This is a genomic window from Brevundimonas sp., from assembly GCF_035935935.1.
GTDB lineage: Bacteria > Pseudomonadota > Alphaproteobacteria > Caulobacterales > Caulobacteraceae > Brevundimonas.
Genome location: NZ_DASYWO010000011.1, coordinates 111340 through 126291 on the forward strand (window position 1 = coordinate 111340; position 14952 = coordinate 126291).

At 69.3% G+C, this 14952-nt stretch carries 14 protein-coding genes and 1 pseudogene; 3 read left to right on the forward strand and 12 right to left on the reverse strand.

What is annotated here, in order from left to right; translation table 11 throughout:
* Nucleotides 1–3: 3 nt before the first annotated feature.
* From VGR32_RS11855 to VGR32_RS11865, 3 genes are all read right to left on the reverse strand, one after another.
* Nucleotides 4–432 carry an acyl-CoA thioesterase gene (locus VGR32_RS11855; protein ID WP_327450896.1) on the reverse strand — a complete coding sequence of 143 codons (429 nt, stop codon included), beginning with the start codon at nucleotides 430–432 and terminating at the stop codon, nucleotides 4–6.
* A gap of 6 nt (nucleotides 433–438) precedes the next feature.
* On the reverse strand, nucleotides 439–786 hold the full coding sequence (gene grxD / locus VGR32_RS11860; protein ID WP_327450898.1) for a Grx4 family monothiol glutaredoxin: 348 nt from the start codon (nucleotides 784–786) through the stop codon (nucleotides 439–441).
* Between the two features lie 68 nt (nucleotides 787–854).
* Nucleotides 855–1028, reverse strand: a complete 174-nt coding sequence (locus tag VGR32_RS11865; RefSeq protein ID WP_327450900.1) for a hypothetical protein — start codon at nucleotides 1026–1028, stop codon at nucleotides 855–857.
* Between the two features lie 179 nt (nucleotides 1029–1207).
* On the opposite strand from VGR32_RS11865, the gene VGR32_RS11870 reads away from it, so the two are divergent.
* Entirely contained in the window at nucleotides 1208–2284 is a 1077-nt protein-coding gene (locus VGR32_RS11870) for a flavodoxin family protein (protein ID WP_327450902.1), read from the forward strand.
* A gap of 3 nt (nucleotides 2285–2287) precedes the next feature.
* Here VGR32_RS11870 and VGR32_RS11875 read toward each other — a convergent pair whose 3' ends face one another.
* From VGR32_RS11875 to map, 7 genes and pseudogenes are all read right to left on the reverse strand, one after another.
* Nucleotides 2288–3208, reverse strand: a complete 921-nt coding sequence (locus VGR32_RS11875; RefSeq protein ID WP_327450904.1) for an aldo/keto reductase — start codon at nucleotides 3206–3208, stop codon at nucleotides 2288–2290.
* A 2-nt stretch (nucleotides 3209–3210) separates the two neighbouring features.
* Nucleotides 3211–3450, reverse strand: a complete 240-nt coding sequence (locus VGR32_RS11880) for a BolA family transcriptional regulator (protein WP_327450906.1) — start codon at nucleotides 3448–3450, stop codon at nucleotides 3211–3213.
* A gap of 58 nt (nucleotides 3451–3508) precedes the next feature.
* A complete protein-coding gene (locus tag VGR32_RS11885; RefSeq protein ID WP_327450908.1) occupies nucleotides 3509–4024 on the reverse strand; it encodes a GNAT family N-acetyltransferase in 516 nt (171 codons plus the stop codon).
* Nucleotides 4021–5004 carry a N(4)-(beta-N-acetylglucosaminyl)-L-asparaginase gene (locus tag VGR32_RS11890; protein ID WP_327450910.1) on the reverse strand — a complete coding sequence of 328 codons (984 nt, stop codon included), beginning with the start codon at nucleotides 5002–5004 and terminating at the stop codon, nucleotides 4021–4023. The genes VGR32_RS11885 and VGR32_RS11890 overlap by 4 nt, the downstream gene beginning before the upstream one ends.
* Nucleotides 5004–5731: pseudogene (radC, locus tag VGR32_RS11895) on the reverse strand (RadC family protein). Before radC ends, VGR32_RS11890 begins: the two are co-directional and overlap by 1 nt.
* Before the next feature lies 1 nt (nucleotide 5732).
* A complete protein-coding gene (locus VGR32_RS11900; RefSeq protein ID WP_327450912.1) occupies nucleotides 5733–7262 on the reverse strand; it encodes a M28 family peptidase in 1530 nt (509 codons plus the stop codon).
* A 58-nt stretch (nucleotides 7263–7320) separates the two neighbouring features.
* Nucleotides 7321–8142, reverse strand: coding sequence for a type I methionyl aminopeptidase (gene map, locus VGR32_RS11905; RefSeq protein WP_327450914.1), 822 nt, complete (start codon nucleotides 8140–8142; stop codon nucleotides 7321–7323).
* An 89-nt stretch (nucleotides 8143–8231) separates the two neighbouring features.
* Here map and VGR32_RS11910 point away from each other — a divergent pair, with 89 nt between their 5' ends.
* The gene (locus VGR32_RS11910; protein ID WP_327450916.1) at nucleotides 8232–8984 is read left to right on the forward strand and encodes a competence/damage-inducible protein A; all 753 of its coding nucleotides are present in this window, start codon (nucleotides 8232–8234) and stop codon (nucleotides 8982–8984) included.
* A gap of 3 nt (nucleotides 8985–8987) precedes the next feature.
* Here the strand turns inward: VGR32_RS11910 and VGR32_RS11915 are convergent, their stop codons facing one another.
* A complete protein-coding gene (locus VGR32_RS11915) occupies nucleotides 8988–10478 on the reverse strand; it encodes a DEAD/DEAH box helicase (RefSeq protein WP_327450918.1) in 1491 nt (496 codons plus the stop codon).
* A gap of 361 nt (nucleotides 10479–10839) precedes the next feature.
* Between VGR32_RS11915 and VGR32_RS11920 the strand changes: the two genes are divergently transcribed.
* On the forward strand, nucleotides 10840–12888 hold the full coding sequence (locus VGR32_RS11920; protein WP_327450920.1) for a TonB-dependent receptor plug domain-containing protein: 2049 nt from the start codon (nucleotides 10840–10842) through the stop codon (nucleotides 12886–12888).
* Nucleotides 12889–12964: 76 nt separating this feature from the next.
* On the opposite strand, the gene VGR32_RS11925 is transcribed toward VGR32_RS11920, so the two are convergent.
* The gene (locus VGR32_RS11925) at nucleotides 12965–14902 is read right to left on the reverse strand and encodes an oligopeptide:H+ symporter (protein WP_327450922.1); all 1938 of its coding nucleotides are present in this window, start codon (nucleotides 14900–14902) and stop codon (nucleotides 12965–12967) included.
* Nucleotides 14903–14952 lie beyond the last annotated feature (50 nt).

A 14952-nucleotide genomic window follows, 5' to 3' on the forward strand; every position in this document is an offset into this window, starting at 1 on the left:
CCCTCAGCCGCGTTCGAAGGCCGGCAGCATGTCGGCCGGGATGCGATGCGGGCGCATCGTCGCTGCATCGACGAGAACCCATTCCGTCACGCCCTGGGCGCACAGCCGGCCCTCGCCGTCCTCGATGCGGACATAGCGGTTGAAGCGCGGCCCCTGCGGCTCGCCCACCCAGGTTCGGGCCTTCACGCCCTTGGCGTCGGGGGGCAGGGGGCGGAAGTAGTCCACCTCGTGCCGGGTGCCGACCCAGGACCACCGAGCGCGTGTGTCTGCGTCGAAGCGAGCGTTCCAGTGGGCAGTGCCCGCATCCTGAAGCCAGCCGACGTAGACCACGTTGTTCACATGGCCGTTCTCGTCGATGTGCTCCGGCCGGACGTCCAGCGGCAGCTCGAATATCTCGCGATCCGCACGGGGCTCCAGCTGGGCGCGCGGCATCCGGCGTCAGGCCTCGCCGAGGGGCACGCCCTTGTCGTTCAGCAGCGCCGCCAGCTCTCCCGCCTGGAACATCTCCCGCACGATGTCCGAGCCGCCGACGAACTCGCCCTTCACGTACAGCTGCGGGATGGTCGGCCAGTCGGTGAAGACCTTGATGCCCTCGCGCAGCGCCTCGTCCTGCAGCACGTCGACGCCGACGAACGGCGCCCCGACGTGGTCGAGGATCTGCACGGCCTGGGCCGAGAAGCCGCATCGCGGCGCGTCCGGCGTGCCCTTCATGAACAGGACCACGTCGTGGTCGGCCACGGTCTTCGCGATGAAGTCGTGGACGGGATTGGCGGCGACGTCGGTCACGGTGCAGGCCTTTCGTGCAAGGCCGTCAGCTAGGCGCCGCAAGGTCCCGGGTCAAGCGATCGGGCGCTTCAGCAGCCACCATCGAGCCGCAGGATGGGCGCTTCCGACATGTCCAGCAGCGCGATGACCCGCTCATAGCGTTCGGCCAGGCGTCGGCAGTCCGCCCGTTCGGCCTCGTCACGCGCCTGATCCGCGCGGTCCCGCCAACGGCGGGCGTAATGATGCAGCTGTCGGCTGTCCATGGCGTCCTTCCTCCACGGAACTTCGCGCGTTCGCCGCCGGCCGGCCTTCACCTGTGATGGTCGGCCAAGGGATTGACGCTCTCGTGATCGACGGTCCGGAAATCGACGTATCGCCGCCCGGCGCGGAACGGCGACGCTCGCCGCAGCGTTGCCGTGGTCCCGCGTCCAGGAGCCGACATATGACCACGCCGGATCCCCGCAAGGGCATGCCCTCCCCGAAGCTGAACCGCGAAGACTTCACCGCGCGCTTCCTGAGCCGCTTCGCCGACCCGGCTTTCGGCGCCCTGTCGGTCGAGCTGGAGAAGATCGCCGACGTTGCCTGGGACGCCTATCAGGACGGCCGGAAGTCGCCGGTGACCCGCAAGGCCGGCCCGGGCTACGCAGATCCCGACTACGACCTTGCCGTCGACTGGATCGAGGCCAGGCGGCGCATCGACGAGGCGCAGGAACGGCATGACCACATCTCGGGCAAGCCGAAGGTGCTGGTCGTCAACGGCTCCTCCCGCTCCGAACACACCTGTCCCGGCGAGATGTCCAAAAGCTTCCGTCTGGCCGAAGTGGCGCGCACCGCGCTGGAGGAGGAGGGGTTCGAGGTCGAGATCCTCGACCTGTCGCGGCTGACCAGCGAGTACGGACGCGAGATCCACCCCTGCAAGGCGTGCTTCTCCACCGCGGCGGCGCTCTGCCACTGGCCGTGCAGCTGCTATCCCAACTACAGCCTCGGGCAGGTCCACGACTGGATGAACGACATCTACCCGATGTGGGTCGAGGCGCAGGGGGTGTTCCTGATCACGCCGGTCAACTGGTACATGGCCTCTTCGCCGGTGAAGCTGATGATGGACCGGCTGGTGTGCGCCGACGGCGGCAATCCTGATCCGACCCTGACCCACGGCAAGGACGCGAAGAAGGCCAAGGAAGAGGAGCTCAAGGGCTGGGACTATCCCCGCCACCTCGCGGGCCGCATCTTTTCGGTGGTGGTGCATGGCGACGTCGAGGGCGCCGAAAACGTGCGCCGGTCGCTCTCGGACTGGCTGCGGTTCATGAAGCTGATCCCCGCTGGCCCGGAGGCGGAGCTGGACCGCTACATCGGCTACTGGGAGCCTTACGCCACCAGCCACGAGGCGCTGGACCGCGATCACGCCATCAGGGCGGAGGTCAGGATCGCCGCACTGGAGCTCGCGCGGGCCTGCCGGGCGCGGCGCGACGGCAAGCTGGTGTCGACCTCGGAAGGGCTGGAAAGCCCCCGGCAGAAGTAGGCTTCAGGCCGCCTTGGCGCCCGCCACGCGCGCCATCTCGATCTGGGCGGCCAGTCCCGGCGGCATGTCGCGGTCGGGCACCTCGGCGACGACCGCCAGACGTTCCGCGCTGCCGGGGCTGATCACGGCGCTGGATACGCCGGGATCCGTCAGAACGTAGGCCAGGCAGATCGTCTCCGCAGGCCAGTTGGCCGTCTGGTGGAGGAAGGCGAAGGTTCCCGCGCCCGCCAGCGGATCGTGCGACCTGCGGCCGCCGCCGAATCCGAAAAGACCGCTCTTCTTCGGCTGGTTCACCTGCGCCGCCTTCTTGGCCGACTGGAACTCCTCGGGGAACCATCCGTGCACGAAGACGGACATGTCCTGTTCGCGCGCGGTACGAAGCCGGTTGCGGACCTTCCACTCGGAGTTCACGTGATACGGCGTCGACAGCACGTCGAAGGCGCCGGTCGACACATAGGCGTCCATCACCTCGCCGTCCCCGCTGACGCCCAGCAAGCGAACGCGCTGGTTCGCCCGCAGCGACTTCAGGGCGTTCAGCGCGGTCTGCGGCAGCTCATGCTCTGCCGGTTGGTCCAGCATGGCCACGTCGAACCAGCCGAGCCCGGACACGCGCAGCGCCCGGTCCATGGCCTCGGTCATGCCGTCTCCCGAGAAGTCGCGCTCGGTTCCCCGGCGGCCGTCCCCGGCGCCCAGGGTGATGGCGACCTGCACCAGTTTGCGGTCCACGTGGCGCAGGGCCTCGCCCAGCACCTCCGCCAGAACAGGGTCGGCGTTCTCGAGCCGGTAGGAGTTTATGCCCGCTTCCAGCGCGGTGTAGATCAGCTCGCAGCCGGCCGTGGGGCCCCGCGCGAGATCCCGCTGCGACAAGCTGAGCGTCAGAGCCGAGACCGCCTGCCCGCCGTGTCCGAAAGGCCGATAGCGCATCGTCAGACCTCCTCGGGCGTCAGGGTTTCCAGCGCCAGCGCGTGAAGCTCGCCGCCCATCTGGCCCTTCAGCGCGGCATAGACCGCCTGATGCCGCCGGACGCGCGCCATGCCGGCGAAGGCCGACGAAACCACACGAGCGCGGTAGTGGTCGCCGTCGCCGGCCAGATCGACGATCTGGATGTCGGCGTCGGGAAACGCCTCGGCGATGTGCGCGCGCAGGGTTTCGGCGGACATGGGCATGCGGCGGGCGGTCTCCGGACTTCGCCGCCAAGCGTGCCGCGTAAACCTTAACGGGCGGCTACGGGGCGGCTCGCTCCAGCAGGACGACCGGATCGCCGCGATAGGTCGTGCGCACGTATTCGACGTATCCCAGCCGCTCCGCCAGCGTCAGGGAAGGGGCGTTGTCCGGCGAGATCATGCAGACGGTCCGCGGCGCCCTCAGGACCGAGTCGGCCCAGGCCAGCGCGGCGCGCACCGCCTCGGCCGCCAGACCTTGCCCCTGAAATCGCGGCGCCACGCCCCAGCCCAGCTCCGGCACGTCGATGGGCGGATCGACGATGCGGCGATAGTCCAGGATGCCGACACTGCCGACGTACGCGCCGGTGTCCGTCAGCCGCACCGCCCAGTTGCCGTACCCGACGGTCGCCCAGTGTCCGACGTCCCGCAGCAGGCGGGTCCAGACGTCCTCGGAACTGAGCCCGGCCGGGAAGATGTGGCGCACGAACTCCGGGTCCGACCAGAGGTCGCACAGCTCCGGCCATTCGGCCTCGGTCATGGGACTGAGCGTCAGGCGCGCCGTCGTCAGCACGGTCATGCGAACAAGGCCCCGGCCCGCTCCATGCGCGTCCCGCCGTCCGCGTCGGTGACGGCGTAGGTGAAGCCGGGCTGCAGCGCGAAGCCCCCGGCCCGGCCCCGCTTGTCCAGCGCCAGCAGCGCCACCTGGTGGCCGGCCACCTTCGTGCCGCGCACCGTGGCCAGCCGCTCGATCACGGACCGACACGCTGCGGTCGGGTCCATGCCGTGGCGCATGGCTTCGACGACCGCATGGCTGCCCGCGACGCGCACCACGTCCTCGCCGACCCCCGTGGCCGTCGCGCCGCCGACCGCGTCGTCGACGTACAGGCCGCAGCCGACGATGGGGCTGTCGCCCACGCGCCCGCGCATCTTGAAGGCCATGCCCGAAGTCGTGCAGGCCCCGGCCATGCGGCTCTGCGCGTCGATCGCCAGCAGACCGATGGTGTCGTGATTGTTCGGCCCGCCGGGCATGGAAGCCCATCCCTCGTTCTCGCTGTTGGGGCGGGGCGCGTACTCGCTGGTCTTCAGCCATTCGCGCCAGGCCGCCTCGGCCGCCGGGGTCAGCAGGTCTTGCGTCGGGAAGCCCTGCGCCACGGCGAATTCCCGCGCGCCGCCGCCGACCAGCATCCAGTGAGGGGTCTTTTCCATCACGGCGCGGGCGACCGACACGGCATGCACCACGTCTTCCAGCGCCGCGACCGCGCCGATTCCGCCCTCCCAGTCCATGACGCAGGCGTCCAGCGTGACGCGTCCGTCCCGGTCCGGCATGCCGCCCAGGCCGACCGACCCGTTCCCGCCCTCGGCCTCGACGACGCGACCGCCCGCCTCGACCATGTCCAGGGCGCTGCCGCCGGCCCGCCGGCGCGCGACGCCCGCCGCATTGGCCTGCCGTCCGAAATCCCAGGTCGAGACCATCACGGCAGGCGGGGGGTCCGGCAGACGCGCGGCGCCCAGGGGGACCAGTCCGGCGGCGGTCAGGGCATCTCGTCGGGTCGGCATCACATCAGTCCCAGTTGCTTGAAGCTGGCCACGCCCTCGCGGCCGACGATCAGATGGTCGTGCACGGTGATGGCCAGCGCCCGCGCCGCCTCGATCACCTGCTTCGTCATGTCGATGTCGGCGCGCGATGGCGTCGGATCGCCCGATGGATGGTTGTGCACGATGATGATGTTCTTGGCCGACAGCTCCAGCGCGCGGCGCACCACCTCGCGCGGATAGACGGGGGCGTGATCGACCGTGCCCCGGTTCTGGACCTCGTCGAGGATCAGCTGGTTGCGGCTGTCCAGATACAGCACACGGAACTGCTCGCGCGGCTCGTGCTGCAGCGACAGGCGGACGTAGGCCAGCAGGGACGTCCAGCTGGAGATGACCGTGCGCTGGTTCGCCTGCTCCCTGGCCACTCGCAGCGTGACCTCTTGCAGCGCCGCGAGATCCAGCGCCGTCTCCGCGCCCACGCCCCTGGTTCGCCCCCGGGCGTCCTCGGACCGCACGGTCATCAGATCCTCGACCGAAGCGGCCAGCACCGCCGCCAGCGAGCCGAAGCGCGCCAGCAGCGCCTTGGCGATCGGCTTCACGTCGCCCTGCGGCTGACTGCGGAACAGGAACAGCTCCAGCAGCTCATAGTCGGGCAGTGGTGGATGCCCGCGCCGCGCGCTCGCTCGCGCAGCCGCTCGCGATGGCCGGCGTGGTGGGGCTTGGCGGTGGCAGGGCGCGCGCCGCCGTTCACGTCAGTTTCCGCGCGGTCGGTTCGGGCTGTCCGGCAGCCACTGAGGGGGAGCGTCGGCGTTCGCTACGGCGTCGACCAGCGCGAACCAGAACGCATGAAAATCCGCCTGCGCCTGGAAGTCGATGGGCGTGGTCACGTCGTCCTGGGGCGCGTGATAGCGGCGGCGGTACCAGTCCAGATAGGCGTCGTGGGCCGGGGTGCCGTAGTCGAAGCCGAACAGGAAGCTGACCGCCGGAACGCCCTTCTGCATGAATGGCCAGTGGTCGGAGCGGCGCAGCAGTCCGCGTTCCGGCTCCCGGTCCGGGCGCACCTCGATGCCCATGGGCCCGGCGACGTCGCGCACGGTCTGGCCCAGGGTGGAGTCGTCCAGCGCCAGCGTCGTCAGGATGGTGAGCGGATAGAGCGGGCGCAGTTGGTCCAGGTTCAGCACCGCGACCGGCGTCGGGGCGCCGGGCGTCGGGTGCTCAGCCAGCCAGCGACTGCCCCACAGGCCCTTTTCCTCGCCGGTCACGGCCGCGAAGATCACCGGCCGGCGCCAGCCTCGCCCGGCGCGCTCGGCGGCCAGCGTCGTCAGGGTCGCGACGTAGGCGGCGTCGTCGAACGTGCCGTTGTACAGGTCGTCGCCGTCCACCGGCGTGCCGTAGCCATAGCCGTCGAGGTGCGCGATCAGCAGGACCGGCTGGTCGGCCAGCGCCGGATCCGTGCCGGGCAGGACGCCCAGGACGTTGGCCGAGGTGTAGGCGCGCTCCCGCGTCGCGAATGCGCCCTGCAGCCTTGCCTTCAGGTCGAACGGCGGCAAGGCCGCGTTGCGCCCCCCGGCCGCCAGCACGGCCGCACCGTCGTGCCCCGCGGCTTCGGCGAGGCCTTCAAACGTCGGCGCGGCCAGACGCAGAACCGGGATGGCCGCGGCGCCCGGCGTCGTCTCGGCGAGGATCACGGTACGGGCATAGGCCACCGGCCACCGCGGCGGCTCGACCGTGAAGCTCATGTCGTCGACGTTGATCAGGGCGACCGCGCCCGCCTGCGTCGCCGCGCGCAGGCGCTCGCCGCCGGTCGTCTGGCCTTCGCGCCTCGCACCGAGGCAGACCACGATCCGGCCAGCGACGTCGGTCATGTCCTCCGGCCGGCACCAGCCCCGCCATACCATGGGCGCGTCGACGGTCGGCGCCAGACCCCACTGAGGCCCTACGGAGACCTCATGCAGGAACCTCAGCGGCCGACGCCGTCCGTCGTCGTGCAGGATGGTCAGCTGCGTGCCTTCGGGCGTGATCTCGACGTCCTTGAAGGCGATGATCTGCATCCAGCCGCCGTCGTCCCCGGCCGGGCTCAGCCCCGCCGACATGAACTGCGCGGCCACCAGATCGGCGGCGCGGTCATAGCCCGGCGATCCCGTGTCGCGCCCCTCCATCACGTCGGAAGACAGGTCCTGTGTCGTTTTCCACCACACGGCCGTGCGGGCATCCAGCGGCGGCGCGCCGGCGCACCCCGCCAGCGTCGCGGCCGCCAGCATCGGAATCCACAATCTGCGCATGATCGACGTCCTCCAGCGTCCGCGACGGTGACCCGTCGCCCGGCCGGGCGTCAACCGCTCAGAATTTCGGTCGGAACAGGCCCGCCGGGCTGGCGGTGAACAGCTCGCAGCCGTCGGCGGTGACGCCGATGGTGTGCTCGCACTGGGCGGACAGCGACTTGTCGCGCGTCACGGCCGTCCAGCCGTCGGACAGCACCTTCACGTGCGGCTTGCCCAGGTTCACCATCGGCTCGACGGTGAAGAACATGCCTTCCTTCAGGACCGCGCCCTCGCCCCGCCGGCCATAGTGCAGGACGTTGGGGCTGTCGTGGAACAGCCGGCCGATGCCGTGGCCGCAGAAGTCGCGCACCACGCTCATGCGGTTGGCCTCGACCACCTGCTGAATGGCGTAGCCGATGTCCCCGAACGTCGCGCCGGGCTTGATCACCGCGAGACCCGCGTCCAGCGAGTCGTAGGTCACGTCGATCAGCTTCTTCGCCCGCGTGGCGATCTCGCCGATGGCGTACATTCGGCTGGAATCGCCATGCCAGCCGTCGACGATCACGGTGTGGTCGATGTTGACCACGTCGCCGTCCTTAAGAACCTTGTCGCCCGGAATGCCGTGGCAGACGACGTGGTTGATCGAGGTGCAGACGGTCTTCTCATAGCCCTTGTAGCCCAGGCAGGCGGGCAGGGCGCCGTGATCCAGCGTGAACTCGCGGATGCGGTCGTCGATCTCCTGGGTGGTCACGCCGGGAACCGCGAACTCGGTGATCATGTCCAGCGCCTGCGCCACCAGCCGCCCGGCCGCGCGCATGCCCTCGAACGCTTCGGCGTCGTGGACGCGGATCTCGTGGGTGCGGACCAGGACGTCGTCGTCCAGCTCGGGCGTCTCGTACATTCAGTCGGTCTTCGTCAGTGCGGCGGAGGGTGCAGGTGGCGATCATAGCACATCGCCGCAAGCGCCGCAGGTGCGCTAAGGGTCGAGGCATGACGCAGAGCTCCCCCACCGCCGCCGTCCTCGTGATCGGTGATGAGGTCCTGTCCGGACGGACGCAGGACACCAATACCAACACGATCGCGCGCTTCCTGTCGGCGCTCGGAATCGACCTTCTCGAGGCGCGGGTCGTCGGCGATGAGATCGATCGTATCGTCGCGGCGCTGAGCGAGTTGCGCGCCACGCACGACTACGTCTTCACCACCGGCGGCATCGGGCCGACGCACGACGACGTCACGGCCGACGGGGTGGCGCAGGCGTTCGGCGTCGCCCTGCCGGAGCATCCCGAGGCGCTGGCGATCCTGGGGCGGCGCTATGGCGACGAGTTCAACGCGGCGCGGCGGCGGATGGCCCGCATCCCGGAGGGCGGCAGCCTGATCGCCAATCCCGTCACCGACGCCCCGGGATTCCAGATCGAAAACGTCTTCGTCATGGCCGGCGTGCCGAAGATCATGCGGGCGATGCTGGAGGACGTTGCGCCTCGCCTGCGCACCGGCGCGGTGGTGCGTTCGCGCACCCTGCGCGTCGTCGGCGTGGGCGAAGGGGCGATCGCCGACCTTCTTGCGGCCGCAGCCCGGGCCGACCGCGACTTGAGCTTCGGCAGCTATCCCTTCGGCCACGGCACTGTGGGAGAGATCGGCACGCAGTTGGTCGTGCGCGGACGCGAAGAGGCCGCCGTCGATGCGGCGGCCTCTCGACTTCAGTCCGATCTGGCGGCGGCGGGGATCGAAGCGACCCCCGTCTAGACCTCAGCCCGCCTTCTGACCGGCGTACCCCTTGCCGCCGTTCGACGGCTTGCGGCGACGGGGACGGCGCTTCAGTTCGCCCTCGGGCTTGGGCGACGGCGTCGTGCGTTCGCCGGCCAAGGGGTCGAAGGTCTTCACCGCCGCCGGGCGCTCGGCGTGGTGGGTGCGGTCGCGCTGCCCGCCGGGTTTACGGGCGCGGTGCGGCTGGCCGCCGCCCTCGGGGCGTTCGCCCTGACGACGACCGCGGCCGCGGCCACGGTTCTGCTGCTCCTGGCGCTCCGAGACGCCGGCCGAGTCGATGCTCGCCTTCTTGCCGACGCCAGCGGCCATGATGGTCGCGTCCAGCTGGGCCAGTTGCTTGTCGTTGCGTCGGTCGACGGCCGGGATCTTCTGGCGCGTCGTCTTCTCGACGTCGCGCAGCAGTTTCATCTCGTCGCCGGCGACGAAGCTGACCGCCGTGCCGTCCTTGCCTGCGCGGGCCGTGCGACCGATGCGGTGGACGTAGCTCTCCGGCACGTGCGGCAGTTCGAAGTTGACCACGTGGGTGACCTTGTCGACGTCGATGCCGCGCGCGGCGATGTCGGTGGCGACCAGCACGCGCAGCTTGCCGTCCTTGAAGGCTTGCAGGGCCCGCTCGCGCTGCGGCTGGCTCTTGTTGCCGTGGATGGCGCCGGCCTCGACGCCGCCCGCCTCCAGATAGGCCGCGACCTTGTCGGCGCCGTGCTTGGTTTTGGTGAAGACCAGGCAGCGCGTATAGGCGGGATCGCTGAACAGTTCGGTCAGCAGGGCGCGCTTCCTGCCCTGTTCGACCCAGATCACCGATTGCTTGATGCGCTCCACCGTGGTCGCCTGCGGGGTCACCTGCACGCGGACCGGGTCCTTCAGCAGCTCGGACGCCAGCTTGCCGATCTCAGACGGCATGGTGGCCGAGAAGAACAGGTTCTGGCGCCGCGCCGGCAGCTTCGCCGTGATCTGACGGATGGGCTTGATGAAGCCCAGGTCCAGCATCTGGTCGGCCTCGTCCAGGACGAAGATCTCGGTCTGCGACAGGTCGACGTTCTTCTGCTGGATGTGATCCAGCAGACGGCCGGGCGCAGCGACCAGAACGTCCAGTCCCTGCTGCAGGGCGCGTTCCTGGGCGCCGTACTTGACGCCGCCGAACACGACGGCGACGCGGAAGCCCAGGTTCTTGCCGTAGGTCTTGAAGCTTTCGGCGATCTGCGTCGCCAGCTCGCGCGTGGGCGACAGCACCAGGCAGCGCGTGGTGCGCGGAACCGGCGGGGTGCGGTTGGCGGCCAGTCGGTGCAGGATCGGCAGGGCGAAGGCGGCGGTCTTGCCGGTGCCGGTCTGGGCGATGCCCAGCAGGTCCTTGCCCGCCATCACGTCGGGGATGGCCTTGGTCTGGATGGGGGTGGGCGTCTCATAGCCCGCGGCCTTCAGCGCGCTGAGCAGCTGGGGGTTCAGGCCGAACGTCTCGAAGTTCGATTGCGTCACGTGTCGTCTTTCATGTGCGAAGACGCGCGCGGCCGATCATGTCGGGCATCGACGCACGCCTTCGGCCCTCGGGGGGGCTTCAGTGCGGGCGTCGCCCCGCGTGTCGTGGCGACGAATGATCTTGAGGAACCGGCCGCTGCTACGGAAAAGCCCGGAAAGGGCCCACACGCGCCGGAGCGCCGGTCGTCGCGATGCTGCGACGGGCGGCAGATGGGCCCTGAATGCGGCCGGGTCAAGGCGCGCAGGTCGGACGGTCGCGCTTCCGCCCCGAACCTTTCGGCGAATTCACCCACCTTGCCGCCTTGTAACTGGAGGGCGCGAAGCGGTCGGTCCACTCAGGCTGCGACAGGGAGAGGGACCCATGAAGACCATTCTGACCGCCGGCGCCGCCTTCTGTGCGCTCATGTCCGGCACGGCGCAGGCGCAGGTCATCCAGACGCCGACGGCCGATCCCAGCTCGGCCGCCGATCAGACCGGCGTGCTGGTCTTCACCCCGGACTTTTTCGCCAATGCGTCGCCCAACACGGCGCTGGACATGATCGCTCGCCTGCCGGGCTTCCAGTTCAACCCGGGCAACAACGGCACGCGGGGCTTCGCGGGCGCGGCGGGCAACGTGCTGATCGACGGCGATCGGCCCTCGTCCAAGTCCGACGGCCTGGAAGGCGTTCTGCGCCGCATCTCAGCCGACAGCGTCGAGCGGATCGAGCTGATCCGCGGCGGCGCGCCCGGCATCGACATGCAGGGCCAGACCGTCGTCGCCAACGTCGTGCTGAAGCGTACGGTCACGACCGAGCGCGTGCTGGAAACCAACGCCTACTTCTATCCCGACGGCTACATCGGCCCCATCCTGGCGGGTCAGTGGTCGCGTCGCGAAGGAGAGAACCAGACCGAGGCCAGCTTCTCGGCCACCACCGACCGCACCGACGGAACGGGCGACGGCTTCCGCCGCCGCTACGACGTCAACGGAAACCTGATCCAGGACGCGGACCTGGTCCTGTGGGACCGCTTCCGCAACATCCGCGGAACCGGCGCGATCCAGCGGACCGTGGCCGGGGGGCGCCTGCGTGTGAACGCCCTGCTGGGCTGGGGCACGCACGAGTTCGAGCAGGACCTGCTGATCCGCTCGGGCCCCGGCGCCGACAGCTTCAACGTCGAGGACAACGAGCAGCTGGACGGCGAACTCGGCGTCAACTGGTCGCGCGACCTCAGCCCGCGCACGTCGCTGGAACTGACGGCGCTGCAGCGTTACGGGCAGGAGGAGTACGTCGGCGACTCGCTGGGCGCGGGCGGCGCCTCCACCTTCACGGCCGACGCCAGCCGCGGGGAGTCGATCGGGCGCGGCGTCCTGCGCTTCCGTCCCAACGACCGCTGGGCCTACGAGACCGGCGGCGAGGTGGCCTACAACTTCCTGGACAGCGACACCGCCTATTCCGAAAACGGCGTGCCGATCCCGCTGGGCAACGCTTCGGTCAAGGTCGAGGAGCTGCGCGGAGAGGTCTTCGGCCAGGCGACGTGGCGTCCTTCGGAACGCTGGACCATCGAGGCGGGCATGCGCGTCGAGGTGTCGGAGATCAGCCAGTCCGGCGACACTGACCTGTCGAAGTCCTTCGTCTATCCCAAGCCCCGCCTGCAGATGACGTTCACGCCCGCCACGGGGCACCAGTTCCGCTTCCGCGTCGAACGCGAAGTGGGGCAGCTGGACTTCGGCGACTTCGTCGCCTCCGCCGACATCGACATCGGCCAGGTCGAGGCGGGCAACCCGGACCTCGAGCCGCACAAGGCCTGGGAGTTCGAGGCCGTGTATGAGCGGCGCTTCTGGGACAAGGGCGTCTTCGACGTCACCTACCAGCACGCCGAGGTCGAGGACGTGATCGACATCATCCCCCTGGTGGGCGGCTTCGAGGGCGTGGGCAACATCGGCGACGGCACGTCGGATTTCTTCCAGATGCGCCTGACCCTGCCCACAGATCGCCTGGGCGTGCCCGGCGGGCGGCTCGTGGCACGCGGCAGCTGGTCGTGGACCGAGGTCACCGACCCCCTGACGGGCGAGCCGCGCCGCTTCCAGGGCAACCAGTACTTCGGCTGCGGCGTCGACTTCGACCAGACGCTGGCCGGCGGGCGCTGGTCGTGGGGCCTGCAGCACGGCTGCAACGTCGACCGCGGCACCAGCTATCGCATCCGCGAGGTGCGCGAGGGCTATGCCGAGCCCTTCGTCACCCTGTGGGGCCAGTGGAAGCCCGACGACCGCACCACCGTGCGTCTCGACGTCGGCAACGCCACCGACCGGCAGAACGGCTATGACCGGGACATCTACACCGGCCCGCGCGACGTCAGCCCCGTCGCCTACCGCGAGGTGCGTCGCACCAAGATGAGCCCCTGGCTGTTCGTGCAGGTCCGCCGGACGTTCTGACGGGCGGCGGAGCGGGCAAGAAAAAGGGCGGCTCCGTCACCGGGGCCGCCCTTCTCCTTTCAGCGGTGGTTCGCGGTCACAGCGTCGTGGTCTGCGGGCGGGCGACGTTGCCGTCCTCCTGGCCGCGGTCGTTCAGCGTCGGTCCGGGGTGGTTGTCGGGGTCGTTGACGCCGTTCGACCACTTCGAGATCACGAAGCTGATCACGATGAAGCCGACGCCGATGCCCACGCCCCACAGACCGATGGCGTTGAACGTGTCGAGCGAGGTCTGCAGCGCCGCCTCCGGGTTCGTCACCTGGCCCCCGACCGTTTCCGTGCCGGCCAGCTTGGCGATCTCACCCCCGATGAAGTGGGCGATGGACGAGGCCATGAACCACACGGCCATCATGAAGCTGACGATCGAGGCGACGGAGAGCTTAGTGATCTCCGACAGCCCGACCGGCGAAAGGAACAGCTCACCCGTCGTGTGCAGCATGTAGAGGATGGCCAGCAGGATCAGGGGCGTGCGGAACGCCTCGTCCACCAGTCCGGAGTTGGCGCCCCAGACCACCACCAGGAAGCCCAGGCCGACCTGGATGATGCCGAGGCCGAACTTCATGACCGGGTTGGGGTCCATGCGGCGCGAGGCCAGGAAGGCCCACAAGGCCGCGAAGATCGGCGCGAAGATCAGGATGAAGCCGGCGTTGAACGACTGGGTCTGCGACGCCGTCATCGAGGTGTCGATCCAGACGCCGTCCGTCGGCAGTCCCGCGGCCGCCATCTGGGCCGGGGTCCCGTAGGGAATGCCCAGCAGGGTGCCCGCGGAACTGGTGATCGACAGATCGACGTTGCGGTCGGCGAACAGGTTCAGCGAGGAGCCGGCCTGCTCGAACAGGGTGAAGAACACCGCCGAGCCGAAGATCAGCACCATGGCCAGCATCATCCGCTCACGCGCCACCTTGTCGCCGCGCAGCTTGAAGACGATGAACCAGCCGATGAAGGCCAGGGCCGCGACGGTCGACAGGGTCAGGCCCTGTCCGACGAGGCCGTGGTTGGGCACGATGAAGTACAGAGCCGCCACCCCCGCGAAGCCCGCCAGATAGATCAGCCATTCGCGGTTGATCGGGCCCAGCACAGGCTTCTTGATGAGCTCGGGGTACGGGCTCTCGCCCTTGCCCTGCAGCAGCGGCTTGCCCAGCCAGAAGACAAGCAGCCCCAGGAACATGCCGATGCCGGCCAGTCCGAAGCCCCAGCTCCAGCCGAAGTTCTGGCCCAGATAGCCGCACAGCACGGCCGCCCAGAAGGCCCCCAGATTGATGCCGTAGTAGTAGAGGGTGAAGCCGGAATCCCGTCGCGGATCGCCCTGCCGGTAAAGCTGGCCGACCAGGGTCGAGATGTTCGGCTTCAGGAAGCCCACGCCCATGATGATCAGCGACAGGGCGACGTAGAAAGCCATCACGCCGGATGCGTCGCGCTCGGCGCTCAGTTCATAGCTGCCGGTGGGCAGGACGTTGGGCAGGGTCCCGCCGGGGGGCAGCCCCTCGACCGTCAGACCGGTCTCGCCGGAGGTGTACTCATAGCCCCGGCCGTCGACCATCAGCCGCGTCTCGCGCGCCTCGCCGCGGCCCTCGATCTGGACCGAATACTCCTGACCGCCGTAGGTCAGCGTCTGGGTTGCCGGCAGGCCTTCATACGCCATCAGCCCGTGACCCATCACCAGCAGGACCGCGCCGAACATGATGGCCTTGCGCGTGCCGATCCAGCGGTCGGCCACGATGCCCCCGACCAGCGGGAGCAGGTAGACCAGCGAGCCGTAGGTCCCGTACTGGCCGGCGGCGAAGTCGTCGTCGAACAGGAAGTGCTGGGTCAGGTAGAAGATCAGCAGGCCTCGCATGCCGTAGTAGGAGAAGCGCTCCCACATCTCGGCGAAGAAGCAGATGATCAGCCCCTTGGGGTGTCCCTTCAGGATCTGCATCAGGACGGGAAGCCCGGTGACCAGCGTCACCACGATCCCCAACAGGATTACGACGTTCATGCGTACCTACGGATTGTCGGGCCTTCGCCCGTGTTGAACCCTCGCGAACC

What these genes read in the sequence shown, in the direction of transcription:
- VGR32_RS11920 (WP_327450920.1), top strand. Translation starts at nt 10,840, where the DNA reads ATGAAGACCATTCTGACCGCCGGCGCCGCCTTCTGTGCGCTCATGTCC.
- VGR32_RS11925 (WP_327450922.1), bottom strand. Translation starts at nt 14,902, where the DNA reads ATGAACGTCGTAATCCTGTTGGGGATCGTGGTGACGCTGGTCACCGGG.
- VGR32_RS11870 (WP_327450902.1), top strand. Translation starts at nt 1,208, where the DNA reads ATGACCACGCCGGATCCCCGCAAGGGCATGCCCTCCCCGAAGCTGAAC.
- VGR32_RS11900 (WP_327450912.1), bottom strand. Translation starts at nt 7,262, where the DNA reads ATGCGCAGATTGTGGATTCCGATGCTGGCGGCCGCGACGCTGGCGGGG.
- VGR32_RS11885 (WP_327450908.1), bottom strand. Translation starts at nt 4,024, where the DNA reads ATGACCGTGCTGACGACGGCGCGCCTGACGCTCAGTCCCATGACCGAG.
- VGR32_RS11880 (WP_327450906.1), bottom strand. Translation starts at nt 3,450, where the DNA reads ATGCCCATGTCCGCCGAAACCCTGCGCGCGCACATCGCCGAGGCGTTT.
- VGR32_RS11875 (WP_327450904.1), bottom strand. Translation starts at nt 3,208, where the DNA reads ATGCGCTATCGGCCTTTCGGACACGGCGGGCAGGCGGTCTCGGCTCTG.
- VGR32_RS11855 (WP_327450896.1), bottom strand. Translation starts at nt 432, where the DNA reads ATGCCGCGCGCCCAGCTGGAGCCCCGTGCGGATCGCGAGATATTCGAG.
- VGR32_RS11910 (WP_327450916.1), top strand. Translation starts at nt 8,232, where the DNA reads ATGACGCAGAGCTCCCCCACCGCCGCCGTCCTCGTGATCGGTGATGAG.
- map (WP_327450914.1), bottom strand. Translation starts at nt 8,142, where the DNA reads ATGTACGAGACGCCCGAGCTGGACGACGACGTCCTGGTCCGCACCCAC.
- VGR32_RS11865 (WP_327450900.1), bottom strand. Translation starts at nt 1,028, where the DNA reads ATGGACAGCCGACAGCTGCATCATTACGCCCGCCGTTGGCGGGACCGC.
- VGR32_RS11890 (WP_327450910.1), bottom strand. Translation starts at nt 5,004, where the DNA reads ATGCCGACCCGACGAGATGCCCTGACCGCCGCCGGACTGGTCCCCCTG.